Source organism: Caulobacter sp. ALps2 (genome assembly GCF_058681635.1).
This window is the reverse complement of sequence record NZ_CM178743.1, coordinates 3,685,585-3,709,364: the sequence shown is the minus strand read 5'-3', so window position 1 is coordinate 3,709,364 and position 23,780 is coordinate 3,685,585. Positions and strand designations below refer to the sequence as shown.

Annotated in this window: 18 protein-coding genes, 4 tRNA genes and 1 pseudogene; 4 read left to right on the top strand and 19 right to left on the bottom strand. The window is 66.5% G+C overall.

Features of this window, described 5'->3' with window-relative positions; translation table 11 throughout:
• Window positions 1–3: 3 nt before the first annotated feature.
• The 3 genes from ACW173_RS17725 to ACW173_RS17715 all read right to left on the bottom strand — a co-directional run bounded on the left by ACW173_RS17725 (window position 4) and on the right by ACW173_RS17715 (window position 5,424).
• On the bottom strand, window positions 4–1,113 hold the full coding sequence (locus tag ACW173_RS17725) for a putative urea ABC transporter substrate-binding protein (RefSeq protein WP_492081405.1): 1,110 nt from the start codon (window positions 1,111–1,113) through the stop codon (window positions 4–6).
• 427 nt (window positions 1,114–1,540) lie between these two features.
• Window positions 1,541–2,296 (bottom strand): DeoR/GlpR family DNA-binding transcription regulator, encoded by a 756-nt coding sequence (locus ACW173_RS17720; protein ID WP_492081404.1) that lies wholly within the window; start codon window positions 2,294–2,296, stop codon window positions 1,541–1,543.
• 110 nt (window positions 2,297–2,406) lie between these two features.
• Window positions 2,407–5,424, bottom strand: coding sequence for a TonB-dependent receptor (locus ACW173_RS17715; protein WP_492081403.1), 3,018 nt, complete (start codon window positions 5,422–5,424; stop codon window positions 2,407–2,409).
• Between the two features lie 297 nt (window positions 5,425–5,721).
• Between ACW173_RS17715 and ACW173_RS17710 the strand changes: the two genes are divergently transcribed.
• The gene (locus ACW173_RS17710; RefSeq protein WP_492081402.1) at window positions 5,722–7,698 is read left to right on the top strand and encodes a calcineurin-like phosphoesterase C-terminal domain-containing protein; all 1,977 of its coding nucleotides are present in this window, start codon (window positions 5,722–5,724) and stop codon (window positions 7,696–7,698) included.
• Between the two features lie 2 nt (window positions 7,699–7,700).
• On the opposite strand, the gene ACW173_RS17705 is transcribed toward ACW173_RS17710, so the two are convergent.
• The 13 genes and pseudogenes from ACW173_RS17705 to ACW173_RS17645 all read right to left on the bottom strand — a co-directional run bounded on the left by ACW173_RS17705 (window position 7,701) and on the right by ACW173_RS17645 (window position 16,918).
• Window positions 7,701–7,777 (bottom strand) — tRNA-Arg (locus ACW173_RS17705).
• 28 nt (window positions 7,778–7,805) lie between these two features.
• Window positions 7,806–8,111, bottom strand: coding sequence for an ETC complex I subunit (locus tag ACW173_RS17700; RefSeq protein ID WP_492081401.1), 306 nt, complete (start codon window positions 8,109–8,111; stop codon window positions 7,806–7,808).
• 25 nt (window positions 8,112–8,136) lie between these two features.
• Window positions 8,137–8,213, bottom strand: a tRNA-Pro gene (locus tag ACW173_RS17695).
• Window positions 8,214–8,268: 55 nt separating this feature from the next.
• A pseudogene (locus ACW173_RS17690) lies at window positions 8,269–8,881 on the bottom strand (DUF192 domain-containing protein).
• Window positions 8,811–9,401 (bottom strand): stationary phase survival cold shock domain protein CspD, encoded by a 591-nt coding sequence (gene cspD, locus ACW173_RS17685; RefSeq protein WP_492081400.1) that lies wholly within the window; start codon window positions 9,399–9,401, stop codon window positions 8,811–8,813. The pseudogene ACW173_RS17690 and the gene cspD overlap by 71 nt, the downstream one beginning before the upstream one ends.
• A 172-nt stretch (window positions 9,402–9,573) precedes the next feature.
• Window positions 9,574–9,648: transfer RNA gene (locus ACW173_RS17680), tRNA-Glu, on the bottom strand.
• Window positions 9,649–9,694: 46 nt separating this feature from the next.
• Window positions 9,695–9,769: transfer RNA gene (locus ACW173_RS17675), tRNA-Glu, on the bottom strand.
• A 102-nt stretch (window positions 9,770–9,871) separates the two neighbouring features.
• Window positions 9,872–11,692, bottom strand: coding sequence for a single-stranded-DNA-specific exonuclease RecJ (recJ, locus tag ACW173_RS17670; protein WP_492081399.1), 1,821 nt, complete (start codon window positions 11,690–11,692; stop codon window positions 9,872–9,874).
• Between the two features lie 67 nt (window positions 11,693–11,759).
• Complete coding sequence (locus ACW173_RS17665) at window positions 11,760–12,737, bottom strand: class 1 fructose-bisphosphatase (protein WP_492081398.1); 978 nt, start codon at window positions 12,735–12,737, stop codon at window positions 11,760–11,762.
• Between the two features lie 62 nt (window positions 12,738–12,799).
• Window positions 12,800–13,753 (bottom strand): class II fructose-bisphosphatase, encoded by a 954-nt coding sequence (glpX, locus tag ACW173_RS17660; protein WP_492081397.1) that lies wholly within the window; start codon window positions 13,751–13,753, stop codon window positions 12,800–12,802.
• A 77-nt stretch (window positions 13,754–13,830) separates the two neighbouring features.
• A complete protein-coding gene (locus tag ACW173_RS17655; protein ID WP_492081396.1) occupies window positions 13,831–15,120 on the bottom strand; it encodes a homoserine dehydrogenase in 1,290 nt (429 codons plus the stop codon).
• A 24-nt stretch (window positions 15,121–15,144) separates the two neighbouring features.
• Entirely contained in the window at window positions 15,145–16,365 is a 1,221-nt protein-coding gene (locus tag ACW173_RS17650; RefSeq protein ID WP_492081395.1) for an LL-diaminopimelate aminotransferase, read from the bottom strand.
• 112 nt (window positions 16,366–16,477) lie between these two features.
• Window positions 16,478–16,918, bottom strand: coding sequence for a hypothetical protein (locus ACW173_RS17645; RefSeq protein ID WP_492081394.1), 441 nt, complete (start codon window positions 16,916–16,918; stop codon window positions 16,478–16,480).
• Window positions 16,919–17,000: 82 nt separating this feature from the next.
• On the opposite strand from ACW173_RS17645, the gene ACW173_RS17640 reads away from it, so the two are divergent.
• Together ACW173_RS17640 and ACW173_RS17635 are read left to right on the top strand one after the other, a co-directional pair.
• Window positions 17,001–18,995: a class I poly(R)-hydroxyalkanoic acid synthase gene (locus ACW173_RS17640; protein WP_492081393.1), complete on the top strand. Its 1,995-nt coding sequence runs from the start codon at window positions 17,001–17,003 to the stop codon at window positions 18,993–18,995.
• Window positions 18,996–19,061: 66 nt separating this feature from the next.
• On the top strand, window positions 19,062–19,697 hold the full coding sequence (locus ACW173_RS17635; RefSeq protein ID WP_492081392.1) for a DUF1287 domain-containing protein: 636 nt from the start codon (window positions 19,062–19,064) through the stop codon (window positions 19,695–19,697).
• Between the two features lie 6 nt (window positions 19,698–19,703).
• Here ACW173_RS17635 and argC read toward each other — a convergent pair whose 3' ends face one another.
• The 3 genes from argC to rplM form a co-directional block, all read right to left on the bottom strand.
• The gene (gene argC, locus ACW173_RS17630) at window positions 19,704–20,657 is read right to left on the bottom strand and encodes an N-acetyl-gamma-glutamyl-phosphate reductase (RefSeq protein ID WP_492081391.1); all 954 of its coding nucleotides are present in this window, start codon (window positions 20,655–20,657) and stop codon (window positions 19,704–19,706) included.
• A 115-nt stretch (window positions 20,658–20,772) separates the two neighbouring features.
• Window positions 20,773–21,246, bottom strand: a complete 474-nt coding sequence (gene rpsI / locus ACW173_RS17625) for a 30S ribosomal protein S9 (RefSeq protein ID WP_492081390.1) — start codon at window positions 21,244–21,246, stop codon at window positions 20,773–20,775.
• Between the two features lie 3 nt (window positions 21,247–21,249).
• Window positions 21,250–21,723, bottom strand: coding sequence for a 50S ribosomal protein L13 (gene rplM / locus ACW173_RS17620; protein ID WP_492081389.1), 474 nt, complete (start codon window positions 21,721–21,723; stop codon window positions 21,250–21,252).
• A gap of 239 nt (window positions 21,724–21,962) precedes the next feature.
• Between rplM and ACW173_RS17615 the strand changes: the two genes are divergently transcribed.
• A complete protein-coding gene (locus ACW173_RS17615; protein WP_492081388.1) occupies window positions 21,963–23,363 on the top strand; it encodes an alkaline phosphatase PhoX in 1,401 nt (466 codons plus the stop codon).
• The last annotated feature ends 417 nt before the right edge of the window (window positions 23,364–23,780 follow it).

Here is a 23,780-nt window from a genome sequence, read left to right as displayed (position 1 = left end):
TCGCTAGAGCTTACCGTCGGCCGCCTGCTGCACGTAGGTCGTGTCGAAGCGCAGCTTGACGTTCTTGGGGTCGCCCAGGGTCTTGCCGCCCGGGAAGCTGATGCCGATGTCGTCGACCGACTTCGCGCCCTGGCCGAACAGACCCATGCTGAAGCTGAACTTGCGCACGCGGTCGTTGGCGGTGACGAGGTCGGGGCTGACCGTGGCCGCCAGCGCCGCCTTCGGATCGGCATAGAGGTAGGTGGTCTTCAGCTGGCCTTCGAAGCTGGCGAGGTCCGCGCCCGACAACTTGGCCATCTGCTCGCGGGCCGCCTTGCCTTCCGGCGTCTGGGCCACGGTCAGGGCCATGGTCTCGTACCAGATGCCCGCCAGGGCCTTGCCCAGGTTCGGATTGGCCTTCAGAGCATCGGTGCTGACCATCAGACCGTCCAGGATCTCGCCCGGGATCATAGAACTGTTGAAGACCTCGGTCGCGCCGGGCGCCTTCTTCACTTCCGACAACTGCGGGTTCCAGGTCACCAGGGCCTTGGTGTCGGCCGCGCCGAAAGCGGCGACGATGTCCGCGTCCGAGGTGTTGATCGTCTTGACGTCGCTCATCTTCAGGCCGGCCTTTTCCAGGGCGCGGGCCAGCAGGTAGTGCGAGACCGACAGCTCGACGAGGTTGACCGGACGGCCCTTGAGCTCGGCCAGGGTCGTGCCGTTCTTCAGCACCACGCCATCGTTGCCGTTGGAGTAGTCTCCGATCATCACCACGGTGGTGTCCTTGCCGGCGGCGGCCGGCACGGTCAGGGCGTCCATGTTGGTGGCGGTGACGCCGTCCAGCTTGCCGGCCGAGTACTGGTTCAGCGACTCCACGTAGTCGTTGATCTGCACCAGATCGATCTTCAAACCGTACTTGTCGGCCCACTTCTTCACGATGCCTGACTGCTGGGCGTAGGCCCACGGCATCCAGCCGGCGTAGATGGTCCAGCCGATCTTGTACTCGCTCTTGACGGCCTCCGCGGACGCAGCCGGGGCGGCCTTGTCGGCGCTTTTGGGGCCGCATGAGGCCAAGGCCAGGGTCGACACGGCCAAGACCGCCATGAAACGCTTGCGGGTGAACTGGACACTCATCAGCGGCTCCCTCCGAATTGGCTGCCAAAATTCGCTGAGGGAAGCGTTTTCCATATTACGAGTTGTCGCAATCGTAATACCGGCGAGACGCCATACCGGCGTTTCCACCCAGGCTGTTATGCCGAAAAAGCAGGCCGATCCATTTCGAAGGCGCCGCATCGCGCGCCGTTCTCATCGCCCGATGACGCTGAGGCCCGCACGGGCGTTTGCCGGCGCCCTCGCCTCCCCCAGCCTCCAGATCAGGCACGGAGGATACGAAGATGCTGTCCAAACTGATGGCGAACGTCTGGTCGTTTGTGTGCGAAGGCTTCACGGCGCGGGGCGGGCGCTACTGGCTCACCTGAGCGCTTCCAAGCCGAAGCAATCAAAAACCGGTCCCACAATGGTTAACGCTCAGCTGGACAGCGAAGCCGAGGTTGCGGCTGGCTCAGGCGATCACCACCTCGGCGTGGCTGAAGGCGTCCTGGAAGGCCGGGCTCAGATCCGCGTCGGTGACGAGGATGTCGACCTCATTCAGCGAAGCGGTGTGCACCAGGCCGATGCGGCCGAACTTGCCGTGGTCGACCGCCAGCAACACCCGGCTGGCCGTTGAGTAGGCGATACGGCTCATGATCGCCTCGCTGGGCGAGTGGTCCATCAGGCCGTGCTCCAGGTTCACCGCTCCAACGGTCAGAACCGACAGGCTGGGTCGGAAGCCCGCCAGGAAGTCTTGGGCATGACGGTCAGAGAAGGCCTGGTAGGCCTCGTTCAGTTCGCCGCCGGCCAGGAACAGCGTGTGACCCCGGTCCTTGCGCACCGCCTGGGCCACGGCCAGCGAGTTGGTGATGATCTTCAGTTGGCGATGCTCGCCCAGCGCCTTGGCCACGAAGCAGGAGGTCGAACCGCTGTCGAGGAACAGGGTGTCGCCATCCGAGATGAACTTGACCACCGCCTCGGCGATGCGGGTCTTGCCCGCGACGTTTTTCTGCATACGCAGGTCGAACGGCCCCTCGATCTCCTGCGGCGGCAGGCGGACCGCGCCGTGCAGGCGCACGATCGTCCCGGCCTCCTCCATCACCCGCAGCTCGCGCCGGATCGTCTCCTCGGAGACCGACAGCGCCTTGGCGATGTCGGCGATCGCGCGCGTCTGGTTCGGCTCGAGCAGGTTGAGGATGTCGCGCTGACGATCGTACCGTTTGAGCATTCTGTGTCCGTCTCTGTCGGGCCTCGATGACACTATGCCGTGAGTCCCGGTGGATGAAGGGCGCCCCCGGCCGGCGGGGAATGGGGAGACCGGCCGGGGACGAGCGCTCGCTAGAAGGCTAAGCGCAGCTGGATCCGCGCATAACGCGGGGTCTGGTAGTCGACCGGCTTGCGGAAGTTGGTGTCCGCCACGCCGCTGCCGCCCACGTCGCCGAACTCGTGGTAGGCCGTCACCGCGTGCGAGTTGAACAGGTTGAACACGTCGAGTCGCAGCGAGGCGTCGAACCGGTCGCCCGGCGTCGGGATGGTCACCACGGCGCTGGCGTTGAACTGGGTGACCCAGTCGCCCGTGAAGGCCGAGCCGCGATCGACGACCTTGCCCTGGCAGTAGAAGCCGTAGCCCTGGTAACCGTAGGCGGTGGCGTCGACGTCCCTGGGCACGATGCCGATGCAGCTGTACTTGCGCGGCGACTGGACCAAGCCGTTGCCGCCCAGGGTCAGCCAGTCGTTCACTTGATAGCTGCCATAGGCCTTGAAGGTGTGGCGACGGTGGTTAGGCAGGTAGCCATCAGCGCCGTTCAAGAAGCCCGGCGAGTCGAAGTCGGCCGTGGTGTTGATCGCCAGCTGGCCGTTCTCCGAGCGCACGCCGCCCTCGTAATTGCCCTTCAGGCTGGCCCAGGTATACGAACCCGAGACCGACCACTTGCCGTCGAACGCCCGGTCGAAGGTGGCGGTCAGGGCGTTGTAGTCGCGCTTGGGCTTGGGATAGGTCAGATCCGCCGCCGACAGGGTGACGATCGGCTTGGAGCCGTCCGGCAGGCTGTTGAGACGGATCTTCACGTCCTCGCCCGGATTGACGATCACCCACTGGCGGCCGCCGCCGAAGCTGGACTGGCACTGGGCGGCGGTGAAGCCGGCCTTCACGCAATAGGCCCGCGCGCCGGTGTCGATGGCCACATCCTCGACGATGTTGTTCAGCTCGCGGTGGGTGAAGTAGGCTCCCACCTTGATCAGGTCGCCGAAGCGGCGCTCGTAGCCCAGCACGAACTCGTCGGCCGACTGCGGCTTGAGGTTATGGGCGATCGACTCGGCGGTGTCGGCCACCAGGCCCGAGGCTGAAACCAGGCAGTTCGACACCCCGGTATCCGGGCAGGCCGACACGCCGTTGGCCGTGGTGATCGCCGCGCCGATGGACGGCGCGCCGTTGGCGCCGACGCCGTCCAGGCGGTTGTAGCGGGTGTAGGTGACCAGTGAACCGGCGAACTTCAGCGACAGATCGCTGGGCAGTGGCAGGTAGTAGCGGCCGAAGAAGGCGTAGAGCTTGGACTTGCCATCGCCGAAGGGGTCGCCGGAGACCGACAGGCGCGGCGCCCACTGGTTGCCCGGGTCGTAGAAGGTCTCGTCGTCGGCGTCGCGGTTGTCAAAGCGGTCGTTGCGGACGCCAGCTTCGACCTGCAGGCGGTCATTGAACAGCGACCACTGGTCCTGGGCGTAGAACGCCTGGTTGACGGTGCCGAAGCTGCCGCTGTTGCGGTAGACGCGGGTCGTCACATATTCAACGCCGGCCGGCAGGTTGCTCTGGTCCGAGCCGGTCGAGCGATACAGCTTGAAGGCGCCACGCCCGATCGTCTCGAAGAATTGGGTCGCCGTGTTCTTCTCGTGGTCGTAGCCGACCCGCAGGTGGTGGGCGCCGAACAGGTTGAAATTGAAGTCGGCGTCGGCGCGGTAGAACGTCCGCTCGTCATCGTTGAACGACTGAGCGTCGGTGACCTTGTTCAGGCCGATGTTCACGCCCGCGGTGTTGGTGCGGTAGTCGACCACCTGCTCATTGGTGGTGTCCAGCGGTAGCTGGCCATCCCGGAACTTGTTGACGCCATAAGCGGCCGACAGCGTGAACCAGGGCGTGAAGGTGCCGGTGTAGCGGCCGATGTAGTTCTCGCCGCCCGAACGCTGGTTGGTGCCGCCAGTCTCCGCGCCAACCGTCTTCGTCGTCGGGTCGTAGTTCAGGCTGCGGTTGCGCACATCCTTGGTGGTGTCGAAATAGGTGAACTCCAGGTGCTGCTTGGAGGTCAGCCAGCCGTCGATCTTGCCGCCCCAGAACGGCGCGTCGTCGCTGACGCGCGTGGCGTTGGAGCCGGTGGCCTGAGGCGTGAAGGTCTTCAGCTTGCGCTGGTTGTAGAGGCCGTAAAAGAACAGGCGATCCTTGATGATCGGCCCGCCCAGCTCGGCCACCCACTCCTCGCGGCTAGCCGTGGAGTCCTGGAAATTGTTGCGGAAGGTGTTGGGGGCGCTGTCACGCAGATCACCCGGCTCCCAGGTCGCGGTCACGCCGCCGTGGAAGACGTTGGTGCCGGACTTGGTAATGGCGTTGACGAAGCCACCGGTGGAGCGGCCGAACTCAGCCGGATAGCCGCCGGTCTTCACTTCCACCGACTTGTAGAAGTCGAACGGCACTTCCACGGGCAGCAGGCCCATGCGGAAGTTGGTGATGTTCAGGCCGTTCACGAAGAAGGCGTTCTCGATGAAGCTGGCGCCCGAAATCGAGATCTGGTTGGCGAAGGTTCCGTTGGCCGAGGACGAGCCCTGCACCACGCCCGGCGACATCAGGGCGATGTCGCGCAATGAGCGACCGACCGGCACGCGCTCGGCTAGTTCGCCGATCTCGATGGCCGCGCCGGTGGTGGTGATCTCGAAGTCCGGCGTGCGCATGCGGCCGGCCTTGACCACGACGGCCTCGACCGAGCCGACCGGCGCCAGGGTGAAGAGGTTCGAGGCGCCCGCGCGGCTGATTAGCACGCCCGCCTCCGTATAGGCGTCATAACCGTCCGCGCTGACCGAGACGGCGTAGGCGCCCGGGGTCAACTGCGGGACGACATAGGCGCCGCTGGCGTTGGTCGTGGCCGAGCGTTTCACGCCCAGGGCCTCCGAAGTCAGCCGCACCACCGCCCCGGCGATTGGCGCGCCGTCGGCCGACTGCACGCGGCCTGAGGCCTGGACGTTGGTGTAGTCCTCCGCGAAGGCCGGCGCCGTCATCAGCGCGACCGCCGGAATGCTCGCGCTGACCAGGGCCAGCGCGCGCAGCGCCATGACGCCGCGCAGGCGCCGCCCGGCTCGAGTGTGTTGCCTCACGACCGACTCTCCCAAAGAGAAATTTGTGCCCGACGAGCGCTTCGGGCCGTGCACACGGCCGCCGCCCCCTCGCCACGGTCTCCCTTAGCCGCACTTTGTGGATGTGATGTGACATTTGTTGATTTCATGTTCATGTCACGAGAGATTGGCTTGCGCTTCGTGTGTATTTTGACCACAAACATCGCGAAACCCACATAGAAGCCGTTCGTGGCGATGAGATCGCCACGGCCACGCGGGCTTCACAGGGATGTGTCAGACGTCCGCCACAGAACGACGTCTTCAGCGAAGAGGCTTCAGGTGACCAAGACTTCCCTGCCGATCGTCATGCTGTGCGCGGCGATCCTCGGCGGCGGCGCCAACGCCGCCCTGGCCGCGCCGGCCGATCCCTACTTCGCGACCATCGACGTGCGCCGCGACGCACGCACGGACGACAGGACGATCGCCGGCGTCGTGTTCGACGACACGAACCACAATGGCCGCCTGGACGCGGGCGAACGCGGCGTGGCCGGCGTGAAGGTCTCCAACAGCCGCGAGGTCGTCCTGACCGACAAGGCCGGCCGCTATGCCCTGCCCGTCCGTCCGGACATGGCGGTGTTCGTGGTCCAGCCCAGCGGCTGGCGCGTGCCCACCGACGAACGCTGGGTCCCGCGCTTCGCCTACCAGCACAAGCCGGCCGGCACGCCCAAGGCGCTGCGCTACGGCGGCCTGCCGCCGACCGGCCCCCTGCCCTCGGCGATCAACTTTCCAATCATTCCCACAGAACCCGGTCAAAACTTTGAATGCGCGGTCCTGGGCGATGTCCAGCCGGCGTCCAACATCGAGGTCGGCTATGTCCGCGACTCCCTGGTCCGCGAACTGGTCAACGCGCCCAAGAAGCCCGCCTGCTTGCTGGCCCTGGGCGACATCGTCAGCGACGACCTGCACCTGATCCCGCGCACCGCCGAGGTGATGGGCGCGATCGGCGCGCCGCAGTGGTGGGTGCAGGGCAATCACGACTACGACCACGACGCCGACCACGACATCGACAGCTCCGACACCTGGCGGCGCCTCTACGGCCCCAACAACTACGCGTTCGAGATGGGCCAGGCGGTGTTCATCGTGCTGGACAACGTCTCGTTCCCCTGCGGCGAGGACCCGCGCGAAGCCCGCGAGCGGCCGTTCTGCGAGCAGTACTGGAAGACCTATGCCGGTCGCCTGCTGCCCGACCAGATGACCTTCATCGCGAATGTCCTGAAAACCACCGATCCCAAGAAGCTGGTGGTGCTCGCCGCCCACATCCCGTTCGTCGGCTTCGACAACAGCGAGTCGCAGCCGCACCAGACGGCCAATCTCGACGAGCTGTACGCCCTGGTGAAGGGCCGCCCGGCCCTGTCGCTGACCGGCCACAGCCACACATTGGAGAACATGGCGGCCGGCGACTCGATGGCCGGCTGGAAGGAGACCGTTGGCGTCTCGACCATCCCGTTCCGCCACCTGGTGGCCGGCGCGGTGGCCGGCGACTGGTGGGGCGGCGACTACGACATCGACGGCACGCCGATGAGTATTCAGGGCGACGGCTCGCCGCGCGGCTATGTCGACTTCGCTGTGAACGGGACCGACTACAGGCTCGACTACCGCGCCAGTGGCCTGCCGCGCGACCGGGCCATGTGGCTGTCGGTCAGCACCCCGGCCTTCCGCGACTGGGCCGACAAGATCTTCGCTTGGCGCGACGCTCCGGAGGACAAGCGCGATCCAGTCCCGCCGCTCAGCGTCCAGGACCTGCCCGACGTGAAGATGCTGACCCCGACCGACCTGGCCGGCCAGAGCTGGCTGACCGCCGACGTCTGGATGGGCGACTCGACGACCAAGGTCATGGTCGCCATCGACGGCGCCGCGCCCCGGCCGATGACCCGCACCCAGGAGATGAAGGGCGAAGGCGTGCGCAACGGCTCGGCCTGGTCGGATCCGTTCGCCCTGCAACGTCAGCTGACCATGGCTCGCACCGCGATCCAAAGCCGTTCGGGCGATCCGGAGACCCAAGGCTACGTCCAGGGCCGCCAGAAACGCCTGCCGCCGATGCCGCCCCAGCCGCGCGGTTCACGCGCCGACCACTCGCCCCACATCTGGCGCTACGACCTGCCCAAGGACCTGACCGAGGGCATGCACACGGCGGTCGTCACCGTCACCCGCGACCAGGGCGAACCGTCCCGCGACACCCTGGTGTTCGAAGTCCGCCCCACGCGCCCGAAGCCTACCTTCGACTTCGAGCACTGGGACAAGTTCAAGAACCAGTAGCGTGGCGCGCCCTGCTGGATTCGAACCAGCGACCGCTCGCTTAGAAGGCGAGTGCTCTATCCAGCTGAGCTAAGGGCGCGCGCTGGCCGGCCTAGTCCGCAATCGCCCTAATGAGTCCAGGGCTGCTTGCGGTTGGCGGCGAAGTTGTCGGCGTAGGCCTTGATGATCCGCTTGGGGGTCTTCGGCTCGAACAGCTGGAAGGCGATCTCGTGACGCTGGGCGTAGGCCACGGCCTCGTCGCGGGTCTCGAAGGTCAGACGGATCTGGCCGTTCATGTCGCTGGACTGGGTCCAGCCCATCAGCGGGTCGGATCTGCGGGCCGAGGCCGGTTCGAACTCTAGCACCCAGTCCTTGGTCTTGGCCTTGCCGGACTGCATGGCGTTCTTGGCGGGGCGATAGATGCGGGCCAGCATGACCTTCTCCAAAGTACCTTGCCGATGGTCGGAGCGGCAGGATTTGAACCTGCGACATCCTGGTCCCAAACCAGGCGCGCTACCAGACTGCGCTACGCTCCGAAACATCGGCAGGCGGGTGCTCTACAGGCGTTTGACGCGCGGATCAACGAAAGCGTCACGTCTTCGGAAAGATCCTGTGCAAGACGCGATCTCCAGGCAGGATTCCCAGCTGGGCCGCGCGACCGCCCGCGATCTCCAGAACGCCAAGGATCATGCCACCCGAGGGCAGCGGCGTCTCGTCGTGCGGACGGGCGTTGCGGATGATCGACAGGACGGTCCCGTTGGGCGCGATGTAGATGATGTCCAGCGGAATCAGCGTGTTCTTCATCCAGTAGGCCGCCGGCTGCGGCCGCTTGTAGGTAAAGAGCATGCCCCGGTCCGGGGCCAGGGACTTACGAAACATCAGCCCCTGCTTCTGCTGAGCGGGGGTGGCGGCGATCTCGACCAGGAAGCGCGCCCGACCGCGGCCGGTGACGACCTCGACCGTCTCCAGCTTGGTTGCGGCCAGGACCTCCCCGCCCGCGCCGACGCCAAGCGTCAGCGCGGCCAGCAAGCCCCTTCTATCGATCATCCGCTCCACCACGCGCCACCTCGTCGAAAGCCAGTCCCTGAAAGACTAGCTTCCGTCGAGAGACGGCGGAAGTCGAACGTCTGAAATCAGGCGTCGCCGGCGGTGATCTCCGCGACCACCAAGCCCTTGGGCCCCCGCGCGAACCGCACCAGGACATCGTCGCCCGGCTGCAGGTCCTCGAGCCCGCCCCGGCGGAGCGTCTCGATGTGCACGAAGATATCGCCTGGCTCGGCGTCGCGGATCACGAAGCCATAGCCCTTGGTGCGGTTGAACCATTTGACCTTGGCGTGCTCGGCCGGCCCTTCGGGCTCCAGGGCGTGACGCCCATGGCCTTCCCGCAGAGGATCGCGGCGCGGCGGCCCGTCGGCGAAGGTCCGCCTCTGGCGCTCCAGCGGCGCGGGCGCGGAGCTTTCATCAAGATTGACGACCTCGCAGACCTGCCAGCCCTTGGGCCTTTTCACGACGTCACACACGATAACCGCCCCCTCCATGGCGGTTTCGCGGCCGCAGTTACGCAGCGACGTCACATGTAGAAGCACGTCCTTCAGCCCGGTCTGGCCGGGATCATCGGGTACGATGAACCCATAGCCCTTGCCGGCGTCGAACCACTTCACCCTCCCGCTGATGCGCACGAACTCTTCGTGCGCCGCAGCGTCCTCAAAATCGAAACCAGACATCCCACCCCTCTGGCTTGCCCAATCAGCCCATCGGAGCAAGCACTACGAGAACAGTGTTCTCGCGTTACGAGAGCCGTCAATGACGAAATCACGTCAAAACGGCGCGCAAAGGCGTTCCGCGACATTTCGTCGCAGATACATCACAGCAACAATTCTGAAATACAGCCAGAGATGGCAGTCCCTAGGGGAGTCGAACCCCTCTCTCCAGATTGAAAATCTGGCGTCCTAACCGATAGACGAAGGGACCACATAACCGCCAAAGCGGAACATAGCCGATATATAGTCCTCGCGGGTGGCAGTCCCTAGGGGAGTCGAACCCCTCTCTCCAGATTGAAAATCTGGCGTCCTAACCGATAGACGAAGGGACCACGGCCCCGCGAGGAAGCGGGTGTATAGCCGCGACCTTTGGGGTGCGCAAGCCGCCGAAAACGGATTTTTTCAGTCCGCCTACATCGCTCGCGTCAAAGGGCCTAATCCGAGTAACGCGCCCTGGGATCGTTGGCGTCCTCGATCTCCAACTGGACGCCGTTGCGGCCCATGTAGTCGTCGGGTTTCAGCTTACCGACGACGTCCAGGGCCCCGCCGCCGGCCAGCAGGCGCTGGCCCAGAGGCGTTTCGGCGCTGCGCCAGCTGATCGCCTTGATGCGGTCTCCGGTCGGACCGACGAGGTCCATACGCACGTGCCCGCCCTTAAGCGCCGAGACGCGGTCTGGCCGCACCTGGCTCAGGGCGAACATCGGTTCGGGATTGCCTGGGCCGAACGGCGCCAAGCGCTGGAAGTCGTCGAGCAGCGCGCGATTCGCCGCGCGCGGCTGAAGCAGGGCGTCGATCTCGACCGACTCGACCCCCACCGCCTCCATCTCGCCGGCCAAGCGCTCTTCCAGGAAGGCGCGCAGCTCGGGAATGGAGTCGGGGCGAATCGACAGGCCCGCCGCCATGGCGTGGCCGCCGCCGGCCATCAGCAGGCCGGCCTCGTAAGCCGCCTGGATCGCCTTACCCAGGTTCACGCCAGGCTGCGAGCGACCCGAGCCCTTGCCGACATTGGCGGCGCGATCGACGCCGATCACCACCACCGGCTTGCGATACCGCTCGCGCAGGCGGCCGGCGACGATGCCGATGACGCCGGGGTGCCAGTCGTCGCCGGCGACCACGATCACCGGCGCGTCGGGATTGAAGTTGCTGCCGCGCTCCAGCAGGGCCGCGGCCTCCTCGACCACGGCGGCCTCGACGGCCTTGCGTTCGGTGTTGAGGCCGTCGAGCTCCTCGGCCAGAGCGGCGGCTTCCAGCGGATCGTCCGTGGACAGGAGGCGCGCGCCCAGGTCCGAGCGACCGATGCGGCCGCCGGCATTGATCCGCGGTCCCAGGATGAAGCCGGCGTGGAACACGGACGGATCGCCCGAGCCCTTGCCGACTTCGAACAGCGCCTTCAGCCCCGGATTGGCCCAGGCGCCCATGGTGCGCAACCCCAAAGCCGTCAGCGCGCGGTTGAAGCCGACCAGCTGGGTGACGTCGCAGACCTCGCCCAGGGCCACCAGGTCCAGCCACTGGCGCAAGTCCGGCTGCGGACGATCGTCGGTGAACAGGCCGCGCTTGCGGGCCTCGCGGTTCAGGGCGGCCAGCAGCACGAAGGTGACGCCGGCGGCGGCCAAGACCCCCTGCCCGCTCTGGCACCCCGGACGGTTGGGATTGACCACGGCGGCGGCGGCCGGCGGGTCCTCGCGCATCAGGTGGTGGTCGATGACCACGACCTCCAGGCCGATCTCGCCGGCGCTGGTGATGGCGTCATAGGCCGCCGCGCCGCAGTCCAGGGTCACGACCAGCTCGGCCCCGCCGTCGCGGATCTTGCGGAACGCCGCCGGGCTTGGGCCGTAACCCTCGGTCAGGCGATCGGGAATGTAGATGGGCAGCTCGACGCCCATGTAGCGGAACCAGCGGACCAGTTGGGCGGCGCTGGTGGCCCCGTCGACGTCATAGTCGGCGAAGACCATGGTCGGCCGCCCCTGCTCCAGGGCGTCGATCAGGATCTCGGCCGCCCGGTCCATGTCGGTGAAGCTGGACGGGTCGGGGAACAGCGCCTTCAGAGTAGGACGCAGATAGTGTTCAGCGTGATCCAGGGTGACGCCGCGCGAGACCAGGGCCCTTGCGAGCGGCTCGGTCAGGCCGTGGCGTTGCTGGATGTCGCGCACCACGGCCATGTCGGCCGGCCGCTCGCGCCAGGCGCGGCCGCTCAGCGAGCGCTCGACGCCCAGGAAGACGCTGGACGGAAGATTGAGGGCACCATCTGCGGGCATCGCTGGAGAGTAGCGGGTCACGTGGATTCGGACCATGCGGCGCCGACACGACAGTCCCGGACGTGGGTTAGCCGACCTTCGCCTCTCCGCGCACGACCTCGACCTCGTTGGCCGAGCCCAGCACCACCGGCACGCGTTGGTGCAGCTTGTTCGGTTGCAGGTCGAGGATGTCGGTGACGCCCTCGGTCGACTTGCCGCCAGCCCGCTCGACCAGCAGGCTCATCGGATTGGCCTCGTACATCAGGCGCAGCTTGCCCGGCTTGTCGGGTTCCCGAGCGTCCCACGGGTACATGAAGATACCGCCGCGCATCATGATGCGGTGGACGTCGGCGACCATCGAGGCCACCCAGCGCATGTTGAAGTTCTTGGCGCGCGGGCCTTCCTTGCCCTGCAGGCAGCCGTCGATATAGCGGCGCACCGGCGGCGCCCAGTGGCGCTGGTTCGACATGTTGATGGCGAACTCAGCCGTGTCGGCCTTGATGGCGATGGCTGGATGGGTCAGCAGCCACTGGCCGTCGGCGTTCAGGGTGAAGCCGTTGACGCCACCCGACAGCGTCACGACCAGCATGGTCTGTGGCCCGTAGACGGCATAGCCGGCCGCGACCTGGTTGCGGCCTGGCTGCAGGAAGTCGGCTTCGGCGGGCGCGTGATCGGCCGGCGCTGGCAGCACCGAGAAGATCGTCCCGACCGAGACGTTGACGTCGATGTTGCTGGAGCCGTCCAGCGGGTCGAAGGTCACCAGATAGCCGCCCACGCGGCCGGTGGGCTCGACCTCTTCCAGTTCCTCGGAGGCCAGACCCGCGACCGGGTCGCAGCCCTTCAGGGCGTCGCTCAGCATGTCGTTGGTGATGACGTCGAGCTTCTTCTGCTCCTCGTCCTGCACATTGGTGCTACCCGCCGCGCCCAGGCTGCCCGACAGGGCGCCGGAGGCGACCACGCGGCTGATCCGAGCGCAGGTCTGAGCGATCGTCGCGACGACGTCCTTGAGGGCGGCGTCCGCCGGCTCCGCCGCGAGCCAGGCGGCCAAGTCGACAAAGCTAGTCATGGAAACCTCGAAACCAGAAAATAGAACGGCCGCCCTTACCGGACGGCCGTGACAGGAAAGCCTCAGACCTTCCGTTTCATGCGAACTTCGCGAACGGTGCCCGTCGACGAATTCATCACCAGGGTGTGAGTATGGACGCAGCCATCGCGGAAGATGACGCCGTCCAGAAGCCCGCCGCGCGTGACACCCGTGGCGGCGAAGATCGCCTCGTCACGGACGATCTCGTGCAGGTCGTACTTCTTGTCCAGGTCCGTGATGCCCCAGCGCGCCGCGCGGGCGCGCTCGTCGCCGTTGCGGAACAGCAGACGGCCCTGGAACTGGCCGCCGACGCACTTGAGGGCCGCGCAGGCCAGGACGCCTTCCGGCGCGCCGCCAGAGCCCAGATAGAGGTCGATGCCCGTCGAAGGATCGGTGGTGTTGATGACCCCGGCCACGTCGCCGTCCGTGATCAGATGGATACGCGCCCCGGCCGCGCGGACCTTGGCGATGATGTCGGCATGGCGTGGACGATCCAGCACGCAGACCGTGATCTCGGTCACCGCGACGCCCTTGGCCTCGGCCAGGGCCTTGATGTTGTCGGCCGGCGAGCGATCCAGATCGATCACCCCGGCGGGCAGGCCCGGACCGCAGGCGATCTTGTCCATGTAGGTGTCGGGCGCGTTCAGCAGCGTGCCCTTCGGCGCCCAGGCCATCACCGTCAGGGCGTTGGGCTGGGCCTTGGCGGCCAGGGTCGTGCCTTCCAGCGGATCGAGGGCGATGTCGACCTTGGGCCCCTTCCCAGTGCCGACCTTCTCGCCGATGTAGAGCATCGGCGCTTCATCGCGCTCGCCTTCGCCAATGACGATCTCGCCGTCGATGTTCAATTCATTCAAGGCGTTGCGCATCGCGTCGACGGCCGCCTGGTCGGCGGCCATTTCGTCGCCGCGGCCCAGCATCGTCCACGAGGCGATGGCGGCGGCTTCGGTGACGCGAACGGCGTCCAGGACCAGCGAGCGGTCCAGGGTGTTCGAACTCATCCGTCTCTCCCGACCGCTCCCGGAAAAGAGCGGCCTAGTTCCCAATGTCGCCTTCGACGCCGAGTTTTCTCGGTCGTTTAGATGCGCGCGACGCGCAGAAGGCGGGGACGCTCTAGCACGGTCTGCAGCTTTTCGATGCGGCTAATCGCGTCCAGAAGCTTCGATTCCGGCGTCGCATGCGTAACGAGCACGATGGGCACGCCACCCGCGCCATCGACGGGCTTTTGCAGGAAACTGTCGATCGAGACACCGCACTCGGCCAGGGTTTCCGAGATCGCGGCGATGACGCCAGGCTGGTCCTGGACCATGACGCGCAGATAGGCCTTGCCCACCGCGCGGGCCGGATCGATCGGCGTGAACGAGGTCAGGTCGCCGGCCGGGGCCTGGAACACCGGACGCACGGCCTTGGTCATCACGTCGGCGATGTCGGCCGCCACGGCGGCGGCGGTCGGGCCCGCGCCGGCGCCCGGGCCTTGCACGAAGATCCGGCCGATGCGCACGCCTTCGATGAAGAGCGCGTTCAGCGCGCCGCCGGCCTGGGCCAGCGGGTGATCAAGCGGCACCAGCGACGGATGCACCTTCACCGCGACGCCGTCCTCGGACTTGGCGGCGCTGGCGATCAGCTTGATACGGTAGCCCAGATCCTTGGCCAGCTTGATGTCGAGCAGGTCGACCTCGCTGATGCCTTCAATCTCGGCGGCCGCGAAGTTCGGGGCGCAGCCGAAGGCCAGGGCGGCCAGGATGCTGACCTTGTGGCCCGCGTCGAAGCCGCCGACGTCCATGGTCGGATCGGCCTCGGCATAGCCCAAGCCCTGCGCCTCGCGCAGCACATCAGCGAACGAGCGGCCGGTCTTCTCCATCTCCGAGAGGATGAAGTTGCAGGTGCCGTTCAGAATGCCGGCGACCGAGACGATGTCGTCGCCGACCAGCGCTTCGCGCATCATTTTCACGGCGGGCACGCCCCCCATCACCGCGGCTTCGAACAGCAGCGGCGCGTTGTTGGCCTCGGCCAGGGCGGCGAGTTCGGCGCCGTGCTCGGCGATCAGGGCCTTGTTGGCCGTGACCACCGGCTTGCCGGCCTTCAGGGCTGTCTCGACGGCGGCCTTGGCCGGGCCGTCCGAACCGCCGACCAGTTCGACGAACAGGTCAACGTCGGGCGAAGCGGCCAGGGCCACCGGATCGTCGAACCAGGCGAGTTGCGAGATGTCGACCGTACGCGGACGCGACTTCGACCGGGCCGAGACGGCCGTCACGACCGCCTTGTCGCCGGCCGGCGCGAAGCCCGGGCGGTCGGCCAGGAATTGCAGGAGGCCGCCGCCAACGGTGCCCAGGCCCGCGACGCCGACGCGCCAGGTCTTGTTCGTCATCTTCGAATCCTCGGGTGAACTGGCTTACGCCTGTTCCATCTTGTTGTGGGCCTTGGCCAGGATGGAGTCGGCGTTGGCGATGAATTTCTTCACGTTGCGCGCCGCCTGGCGGATGCGGTGTTCGTTCTCGACCAGACCGATCCGCACATAACCCTCGCCGTATTCGCCAAAGCCGATACCGGGGGCGACGGCGACGCCGGCCTCCTCGATCAGCAGGCGCGAGAACAGCATCGAGCCGGCCTCGCGGTACTGTTCAGGGATCTTGGCCCAGGCGAACATCGAGGCCGGCGGATTGGGGATGTCCCAGCCCGCGCCCTTCATCGACTTGATCAGGGTGTCGCGGCGGCTCTTGTAGATGCCGCGGATCTCGTCGACGCAGTCTTGCGGGCCATTCAGCGCCGCGGCCGCCGCCACCTGCACCGGCGTGTAGGCGCCATAGTCCAGGTACGACTTCACGCGGGCCAGGGCGGCGCAGATGCGAGCATTGCCGACCACCATGCCAACACGCCAGCCGGCCATGGCGTAGGTCTTCGACAGCGAGTTGACCTCGACCGCGATGTCCTTGGCGCCGTCCACCTGCAGGATCGACGGCGGCGGGTTGTTGTCGAAATAGATCTCGCCATAGGCCACGTCGCTGATGACCAGCAGGTCGTGCTTCTTCGCGAGAGCCACGGCGTCCTTGTAGAAGTCCAAATCCACCCACTGGGCGGTCGGGTTGGACGGATAGGACAGGATCAGCACGCTGGGCGGCGGCACCGAGTGCTTCACCGCGCGGCTGATGTTGGACAGATACTCTTCCGGCGACAGGGCCGGCACGTGGCGGATGATGCCGCCGGCCATGATGAAGCCGAAGGCGTGGATCGGATAGGCCGGGTTCGGGCAGATGATCACGTCGCCCGGACCGGTCAGGGCCTGGGCCAGATTGGCGAAGCCTTCCTTCGAGCCCAAGGTCGCGATGACCTCGGTGTCGGGATTCAGCTTCACGCCGAAACGGCGGCCGTAGTAGTTGGCCATGGCCTTGCGCAGGCCCGGTATGCCCTTCGACGCGGAATAGCGGCCCGCCTTGGGATCGCGCGCCGTCTCGATCAGCTTGTCGACGATATGCTGGGGTGTGGGCATGTCCGGATTGCCCATGCCGAAGTCGATGATGTCGGTCCCGTCGGCGCGGAGGCGCGCCTTGATCTTGTTGACCTCTTCGAAGACGTACGGCGGCAGGCGGCGGATACGGTGAAAATCGGTGCTCATGAGGGCTCTGTGCGCCGCTTCGGCGCTCTGGGAGCGAAAAGTCGGGCATGGATAGACCCCGCGCGGGGTCAAGCCAAGCCAGTTCAAGGAAGATTATGCCTCCGTCGCCCAACTAGGGCTGGGACGGAGGCGCGCTAGCTCGGCCGCGGGCTGCGCGGGCGAAGGCTTCGGTTGCGGCGCGGTCGGCGTCCGTGGGGGCCTCGAAGGCGCCCGGCTTGACGTCGCGGCGCGCTTTGTCGGCGTAGCTCTCGGTGTCCTTGAGCTCCCAGGTGCTCGGCGCGACAGCCTTGGTCACGGCGTCGCCCGCGCGCTGCTGGTCGACCACGGCCGCCCGGACCTGGTTGGCGTTCGGCACGTCGTTCGGGATCACCGGAATGTCCGAGAACTTGCGGCGCGGCGCCTTGGCCTTGGCGGCGGCGGTCGCCCGCGCGGCGATCGGTGAGCTGGGATCGACCTCGGCGGTCTTGAACGGACTGGCCACGCACGCGGCCGCGCCGGCGGCCAGGCCGACGATCAGAGCGACACGTACGATTTTGCGGGTTTCGCCGTTCATTGGTTCTGGTCTTATGCGATGATCGCGGCGAGCGAAAGGCGTTCGGCGCCGCTTTTCGCGAACACAATAGGCGGAGGAACTCATGGCCACGGCAAAGGCGGCTCCCAAGGCCCGGAAGAAAGCTTCCCCCAAGGTCGAGACCGCCGAACCCAAGGCCAAGGCCGCCCCCAAGAAGGCGAAGGCGGCGTCCAAGCCCGAAGCCGTCGAACCGCCGCCGAAGACCGAATCGGCCGGCAAGACGTCTGGCGACCCCCAAGGCGGCGCCCCGCCCTTCCCGCCGTTCGAGCGCATGCTGTCGCCCGACCAGATGAAGATGGTCGAGACGCTGTCGGCGAACCTGGCCCGCGCGGCCGTCACCGCCCAGGGCGCGATCGCTGAAGCGGCGCTGCGCCAGGCCGATCGCCCAGCCGCCCTGTCGCCCGATCCCTTCCACGTCGCCCCCGCCCTGAACGAGGTGATGACGCGTCTGGCCGCCCAGCCCGACCGGCTGATGCGGGCCCAGGCCGATCTCTTCAGTCAATATATGGAGCTGTGGCAGTCGACCGCCCGCCGCGCCGCCGGCGAGGAGGTCACGCCCGTTGTCGCCCCGGCCGCCGGTGACAAGCGCTTCAACGATCCGGACTGGGCCTCGAACCCGATGTTCGACCTGATGAAGCAGTCGTACCTGCTGTCGTCCAACTGGCTGAACGGCCTGATCGCCGAGGTCGAGGGCGTGGATCCGGCCAGCAAGCGCCGCGTCGAGTTCTTCACCAAGATGCTGACCGACGCCTTCTCGCCGTCGAACTTCCTGATCTCCAACCCCGCCGCCCTGCGCGAGGTGGTGCAGACGCAGGGCCAGAGCCTGGTGCGCGGCATGGAAAACTTCGCCGCCGACCTGGAGCGCGGCGGCGGCCAGCTGGCGATCAGCCAGACGGACCTAGCCAAGTTCAAGGTCGGCGAGAACGTCGCCACCGCGCCGGGCAAGGTCGTCTACCAGAACGATATCCTGCAACTGCTGCAGTTCGATCCCAGCACGGACAAGGTCAGCGAGATCCCGCTGCTGATCTTCCCGCCGTGGATCAACAAGTTCTACATCATGGACCTGCGGCCCGAGAACTCGATGATCCGCTGGCTGACCAGCCAGGGGTTCACGGTGTTCGTCGCCTCCTGGGTCAATCCGGACCAGAAGCTCGCGGCCAAGACCTTCGAGGACTACATGCTCGAAGGCATCTATGACGCCACTCGGCAGGTCATGACCCAGTGCGGCGTCGATCGGGTCAATACGGTCGGCTATTGCATCGGCGGCACGCTGCTGTCGGTGGCCCTGGCCCACATGGCCGCGAAGGGCGACAAGCGGATCAATTCAGCCACCTTCTTCGCCGCTCAGCAGGACTTCGCCGAGGCCGGCGACCTGCTGCTATTCACCAACGAGGAATGGCTGCAGTCGATCGAGCAGCAGATGGACGCCGCCGGCGGCTTCCTGCCCAGCCAGTCGATGGCCGACACCTTCAACGCCCTGCGCGGCAATGACCTGATCTGGTCGTTCTTCGTCAGCAACTACCTGATGGGCAAGGAGCCGCGGCCGTTCGACCTGCTGTTCTGGAACGCCGACCAGACGCGGATGCCCAAGGCGCTGCACCTGTTCTATCTGCGCAATTTCTACAAGGACAACGCCCTGACAACGGGCCAGCTGCACATGGGCGGCGAGCACCTGGACCTGTCGAAGGTCAAGACGCCGATCTATGTCCAGTCATCCAAGGATGACCACATCGCCCCGTTCCGCAGCGTCTATCGCGGCGCCAAGGCGTTCGGCGGGCCGGTGACCTTCACCATGGCCGGCTCGGGCCACATCGCCGGGGTGATCAATCACCCGGACGCCAAGAAGTACCAGCACTGGACCAACGAGAGCCTGCCCGGCGACGTCGGCCAATGGATCGCCGGGGCCACCGAGCATCCGGGCTCGTGGTGGCCGCATTGGGCCGCGTGGCTGCGCTCGCGCTCGGGCGACGAGGTCCCCGCGCGCGATCCGGCCAAGGGCAAGTTGAAGCCCCTGGAAAACGCGCCCGGCAGCTTCGTGATGGTGAAGTCGAACGAATAGGCCGCGGCCCCACCAAAGACCCACGTTCGCCCAAAAGTCGCCGTGTTCGCGGTTGAGCTTGCCGCCATGCTCACGCTCGACCGCCGGACAGCCTTGGGGATGTTCGCCGCGACCCCGCTCATGGCGGGCGCGGGGTCCAGTTTCGCGTTGATCCAGAATGCGGGCGTAAAGCTGGCCGCCGCCGCGCGAGAGCAGATCGGTGTCACGCTCGACTATGACCCCAGCTACCGCTCGATCGGCTATCCGAACGGCGACGTGTTGCGCACCAGCGGCGTCTGCTCCGATGTCCTGGTCCGCGCGGCCCGCGACGCCTGGGACATCGACCTGCAGCGGCGGGTGCACGAGGACATGGTCCGCGCCTTCGAGGCCTATCCCTCGCGTCGCACCTGGGGCCTGAAGAAACCCGACGCCAATATCGACCACCGGCGAGTGTTGAACCTGGAGACCTTCCTGGCGCGCCAGAAAGCCAACGTTCCCCTGCCCTCCACGGGCCTCCTGGGCGGCGATGGATTCGCGGCTCCCCAGGCCGGCGACGTGCTGACCTGGCGGCTGGCGGGCGGGGGTCGTCCGCACCTGGGCGTCGTCGTCGACGGTCCCAGGACCGTGCGGGTGGCGCACAACATCGGCTCCGGCGTGCGTGAGGAACCGCTGTGGATGTTCAAGCTGCACAAGCCCGCCGGCCATTACCGGTGGCGGGTGTGACGCCGATCAGAGACCGGCGTCTTCCTTGAGGCCCAGGGCGATGTTCAGGTTCTGGACCGCCGCGCCCGAGGCGCCCTTGCCCAGGTTGTCCAGCAGCGCCACCAGGCGGACCTGACCGCTGGTGTCCGAGCCGAACACGAACAGCTTCAGACGGTTGGTGCCGTTCAGCCCTTCCGGATCCAGGGTCGTCATGCCCTTGGCTTCGTCCAGCGAGGCGACCTCGACGAACGTCTCGCCCTTGTAGTGCTTGGCCAGGGCGTCGTGGATGTCGCCCAGCGACGGCGCGCCGTTCAGGGTCGCGAAGTGCAGCGGCATCTCGACGATCATGCCCTGCAGGTAGCGGCCCACGGCCGGCATGAAGATCGGACGGCTCAGCAGGCCGCCATGCTTCTGCATCTCCGGCACGTGCTTGTGAGTCATGGAGAGGCCATAGATCCGGTACGGGACCTTGGTGAAGTTCGCGGCGCTCTCGTCCTCGAACTCGGCGATCATGGCCTTGCCGCCGCCGCTGTAGCCCGACACGGCGTTGTACGAGACCGGCAGTTCCGGCGGCAGGATGCCGGCGCTGACCAAGGGCCGCGTCAGGGCGATGGCGCCGGTCGGATAGCAACCCGGGTTCGAGATGCGCTTGGCGGCGGCGATCTTGCCGCGCTGTTCCTTGTCCAGCTCGGCGAAGCCGTAGGCCCAGCCCTCGGCGGTGCGATAGGCGGTCGAGGCGTCGATGATCACCGTGTCGGGATTGGTCACCAGCGACACGGCTTCCTTGGCCGCGTCGTCGGGCAGGCACAGGATCACGGCGTCCGCGCCGTTCAGCATCTCGGCGCGGGCGTCGGCGTCCTTGCGCTTGTCCGGATCGATCGAGACCAGCCGCAGGTCGGCGCGGCCGACCAGGCGCTCACGGATCTGCAGGCCGGTGGTGCCGGCTTCGCCGTCGATGAAGACCTTGGGGGCGCTGGACATGCGGACTCCGAACTCTGGCCGACGCCAGCAGAAGAAGCAGAAAACAGAGACAGAAATGAAAAAGGGCGCTTCGGCCTGACCGAAGCGCCCTTTCCCAAAAACGTAATCGTCGCGATTAGCGCTTCGAGAACTGGAAGCTGCGGCGGGCCTTGGCCTTGCCGTACTTCTTACGCTCGACGACGCGGCTGTCGCGGGTCAGGAAGCCGTGCGGCTTCAGGACCGGGCGCAGGCCGGGCTCGTAGAAGGTCAGAGCCTTCGACAGGCCGTGGCGGATCGCGCCGGCCTGACCCGACAGACCCGAGCCTTCGACGGTCACGATGACGTCGAATTGGCCCAGACGATCGGTCACTTCCAGCGGCTGGGCGATCATCATGCGCAGCACCGGACGCGCGAAGTAAACTTCCTGGTCGCGGCCGTTGATGGTGATCGAGCCCTTGCCCGGCTTGATCCAGACGCGAGCGATCGCGTTCTTGCGCTTGCCGGTCGCGTAAGAGCGGCCCTGGGCGTCGATCTTGGGCTCGGCCGGAGCGGCCGTTTCCGGGTTGCTGGACAGGCTGGCCAGCGCTTCAAAGCCTTGTGCGTCGGTCATGACTTAGAGGCTCCGGGTGTTTTTGCTGTTGCGGGCCGCGAAGTCGACGACTTCCGGGCTCTGCGCTTGGTGCGGATGCTCACCGTTGTTGTAGATGAGCAGGTGGGTCAGCTGCTTGCGAGCCAGGGGGCTCTCCTTCGGCAGCATGCGCTCGACGGCCTTCTCCAGGACGCGTTCCGGGAACTTGCCGCCCAGCACCTTGCGGGGGGTGGTTTCCTTGACGCCGCCCGGGTGACCGGTGTGACGGTAATAGACCTTGTCGTCGAGCTTCTTGCCCGTGAACTTCACCTTGTCGGCGTTGATCACGACGACGAAGTCGCCGCAGTCGACGTGCGGGGTGTAGTCAGGACGATGCTTGCCGCGAAGACGCATGGCGATGAACGTCGCCAGACGGCCGACAACGGCGTTCTCGGCGTCGACCACGATCCACTTCTTCTCGACCTCGGCTGGCTTCAAGGAAGCCGTGATCTTCTGCATGGGATTGATCCGTAATTTCTAGGCGTCCGACCCCGAGAAATCCGGTTTCGTCCGTGTGAGGCGCGGCATGTACGGGAGGGTTCGCGACCTGTCAACAACAGTAGGCCGAGAAACTTACAAAACCCATATAATACAACGAGATAGATATTACGGTATTATAATACCGCAATCTTGTGTTCGAACCGTCACGAAGCATGGGCATAGCCCGAGGGCAGGTCTCTCACGCACGGGCGCGATCCATGTCCTTTTCCCGCAGAAGCTTCCTTGGCGCCGGCGCCACCAGCCTGGCCTTCACGGCCTTTTCGGCCCGCGCTCAGGACGATGCCGTCGAGGCCGAGACCTATCTGAACGAGGTCGAGGGTTATGGCCCGCTGGTCTCCGATCCCAAGGGCCTGCTCGACCTGCCGGCGGGCTTCCGCTACCGGGTCATCTCCCAGGCCGGCGAGACGATGAGCGACGGCTTCCTGGTCCCAGGCAAGCATGACGGCATGGGCTGCTTCCCGGTCGACGCCGAGCGGGTGCTGCTGGTTCGCAACCACGAACTGTCGGTGGGCGACATCCACAACGGCGCCTTCGGCGTCAGCGAACGCCTGGTCGACCGCATCGATCGTTCCAAGGTCTGGGACTTCCATAACAGCCAGCGCCCCCTGCCCGGCGGCACGACGACCCAGCTCTACAATCTCAAGACCGGCCAAACCGAACGCCAGCACCTCAGTCTGGCCGGCAGCCTCGTCAACTGCGCCGGCGGCGTCACGCCATGGGGCTCGTGGCTGACCTGCGAGGAGACGACGCTGGAGGCCGGCCTCGAGGTTGGCAAGGACCACGGCTGGGTGTTCGAGGTTCCCGCCGCCCATGTCGGCCTTGTCGAGCCGGTCGCCCTGAAGGGTCTGGGCCGCTTCAAGCACGAGGCCGCCTGCATCGATCCGAAGACCGGCGTGGTCTATCTGACCGAGGACGTGGCCGACGGTCTCTTCTACCGCTTCCTGCCCAACGACCGCCGCGACCTCGCCGCCGGCGGCCGCCTCCAGGCCCTCGGGCTGGTCGACGCGCCCGAGGGCGGCGACACCCGTAACCAGGCGGAAAAGACCTTCCCGGTCGGCGGCGCGAAGACCGTGCGCTGGATCGACCTGGACGGCGTCGACAACCCTCATGACGACCTGCGCCGACGCGGCTTCGCCAAGGGCGCGGCGGTGTTCTGTCGGGGCGAAGGCGTGTTCTTCGGCCAGGGCGAGCTTTATTTCGCCTGCACGGCCGGCGGCGCGGCCGGCTCGGGTCAGATCTTCCGCTACGTCCCCTCGCCCGTCGAAGGCCAGGCCGGCGAGAAGGACCAGCCGGGCAAGCTGCAGCTGTTCGTCGAGAGCCAGAACGGCCGGGTGCTGGACTATGCCGACAACCTGGTGGTCGCCCCGTGGGGCCACGTGATCGTCTGCGAGGATCGCTATTCGCAGACGCTGCGCAACCACCTGCGCGGGGTCACGCCCCAAGGCAAGGTCTACACCCTGGGCCGCAACGTCTTTAAGGGCAATTCGGAGTTCGCCGGCGCCTGCTTCTCGCCCGACGGCGGCACGATGTTCGTCAACGTCCAGAACCCGGGGATCACGCTGGCGATCACCGGGCCCTGGGCCAGCGTCAGGGCGTAGGACGGAGGTCATGCGTTCTCGTCCTCACGCGGCGGCCCGCTGAAGGTGTGTGGGGAGGCGACGGAGCGGCCGGGCGAACCCGGAGACCGTAGTGGTTTGTGTGTTTCGGCTCGCTGACCGCTCCGCCAGGCTGTTTTTTCCGTGAGGACGGGAGGCGTGAGCGTATTTCAGCTCGGGTCCCCAAGAGCCCCCGGACGGGCGTGGACCAACTGGATCGGCTCAATCCGTCTCCAGCTCGGCGATCCACGATAGGCGGCTTGTACGATCACCGCCCTGTCGCTCCGCTGCTCGGCCTTGATCCCGGACGATCCGTCACCCGCACGCGCTCCTAAAGAGTAAGCCGTACGACCTGACGAGCCAGCCGGGGACCGCGCAGCGACCCCGCTCAACCTACCCCCGCCGCCGTTTTGGGCCGGA

What these genes read in the sequence shown, in the direction of transcription:
- ACW173_RS17650 (WP_492081395.1), bottom strand. Translation starts at nt 16,365, where the DNA reads ATGAGCACCGATTTTCACCGTATCCGCCGCCTGCCGCCGTACGTCTTC.
- ACW173_RS17615 (WP_492081388.1), top strand. Translation starts at nt 21,963, where the DNA reads ATGTCCTTTTCCCGCAGAAGCTTCCTTGGCGCCGGCGCCACCAGCCTG.
- rpsI (WP_492081390.1), bottom strand. Translation starts at nt 21,246, where the DNA reads ATGACCGACGCACAAGGCTTTGAAGCGCTGGCCAGCCTGTCCAGCAAC.
- recJ (WP_492081399.1), bottom strand. Translation starts at nt 11,692, where the DNA reads ATGCCCGCAGATGGTGCCCTCAATCTTCCGTCCAGCGTCTTCCTGGGC.
- ACW173_RS17635 (WP_492081392.1), top strand. Translation starts at nt 19,062, where the DNA reads ATGCTCACGCTCGACCGCCGGACAGCCTTGGGGATGTTCGCCGCGACC.
- rplM (WP_492081389.1), bottom strand. Translation starts at nt 21,723, where the DNA reads ATGCAGAAGATCACGGCTTCCTTGAAGCCAGCCGAGGTCGAGAAGAAG.
- ACW173_RS17640 (WP_492081393.1), top strand. Translation starts at nt 17,001, where the DNA reads ATGGCCACGGCAAAGGCGGCTCCCAAGGCCCGGAAGAAAGCTTCCCCC.
- ACW173_RS17655 (WP_492081396.1), bottom strand. Translation starts at nt 15,120, where the DNA reads ATGACGAACAAGACCTGGCGCGTCGGCGTCGCGGGCCTGGGCACCGTT.
- cspD (WP_492081400.1), bottom strand. Translation starts at nt 9,401, where the DNA reads ATGTCTGGTTTCGATTTTGAGGACGCTGCGGCGCACGAAGAGTTCGTG.
- ACW173_RS17645 (WP_492081394.1), bottom strand. Translation starts at nt 16,918, where the DNA reads ATGAACGGCGAAACCCGCAAAATCGTACGTGTCGCTCTGATCGTCGGC.
- ACW173_RS17700 (WP_492081401.1), bottom strand. Translation starts at nt 8,111, where the DNA reads ATGCTGGCCCGCATCTATCGCCCCGCCAAGAACGCCATGCAGTCCGGC.
- ACW173_RS17720 (WP_492081404.1), bottom strand. Translation starts at nt 2,296, where the DNA reads ATGCTCAAACGGTACGATCGTCAGCGCGACATCCTCAACCTGCTCGAG.
- argC (WP_492081391.1), bottom strand. Translation starts at nt 20,657, where the DNA reads ATGTCCAGCGCCCCCAAGGTCTTCATCGACGGCGAAGCCGGCACCACC.
- glpX (WP_492081397.1), bottom strand. Translation starts at nt 13,753, where the DNA reads ATGAGTTCGAACACCCTGGACCGCTCGCTGGTCCTGGACGCCGTTCGC.
- ACW173_RS17665 (WP_492081398.1), bottom strand. Translation starts at nt 12,737, where the DNA reads ATGACTAGCTTTGTCGACTTGGCCGCCTGGCTCGCGGCGGAGCCGGCG.
- ACW173_RS17725 (WP_492081405.1), bottom strand. Translation starts at nt 1,113, where the DNA reads ATGAGTGTCCAGTTCACCCGCAAGCGTTTCATGGCGGTCTTGGCCGTG.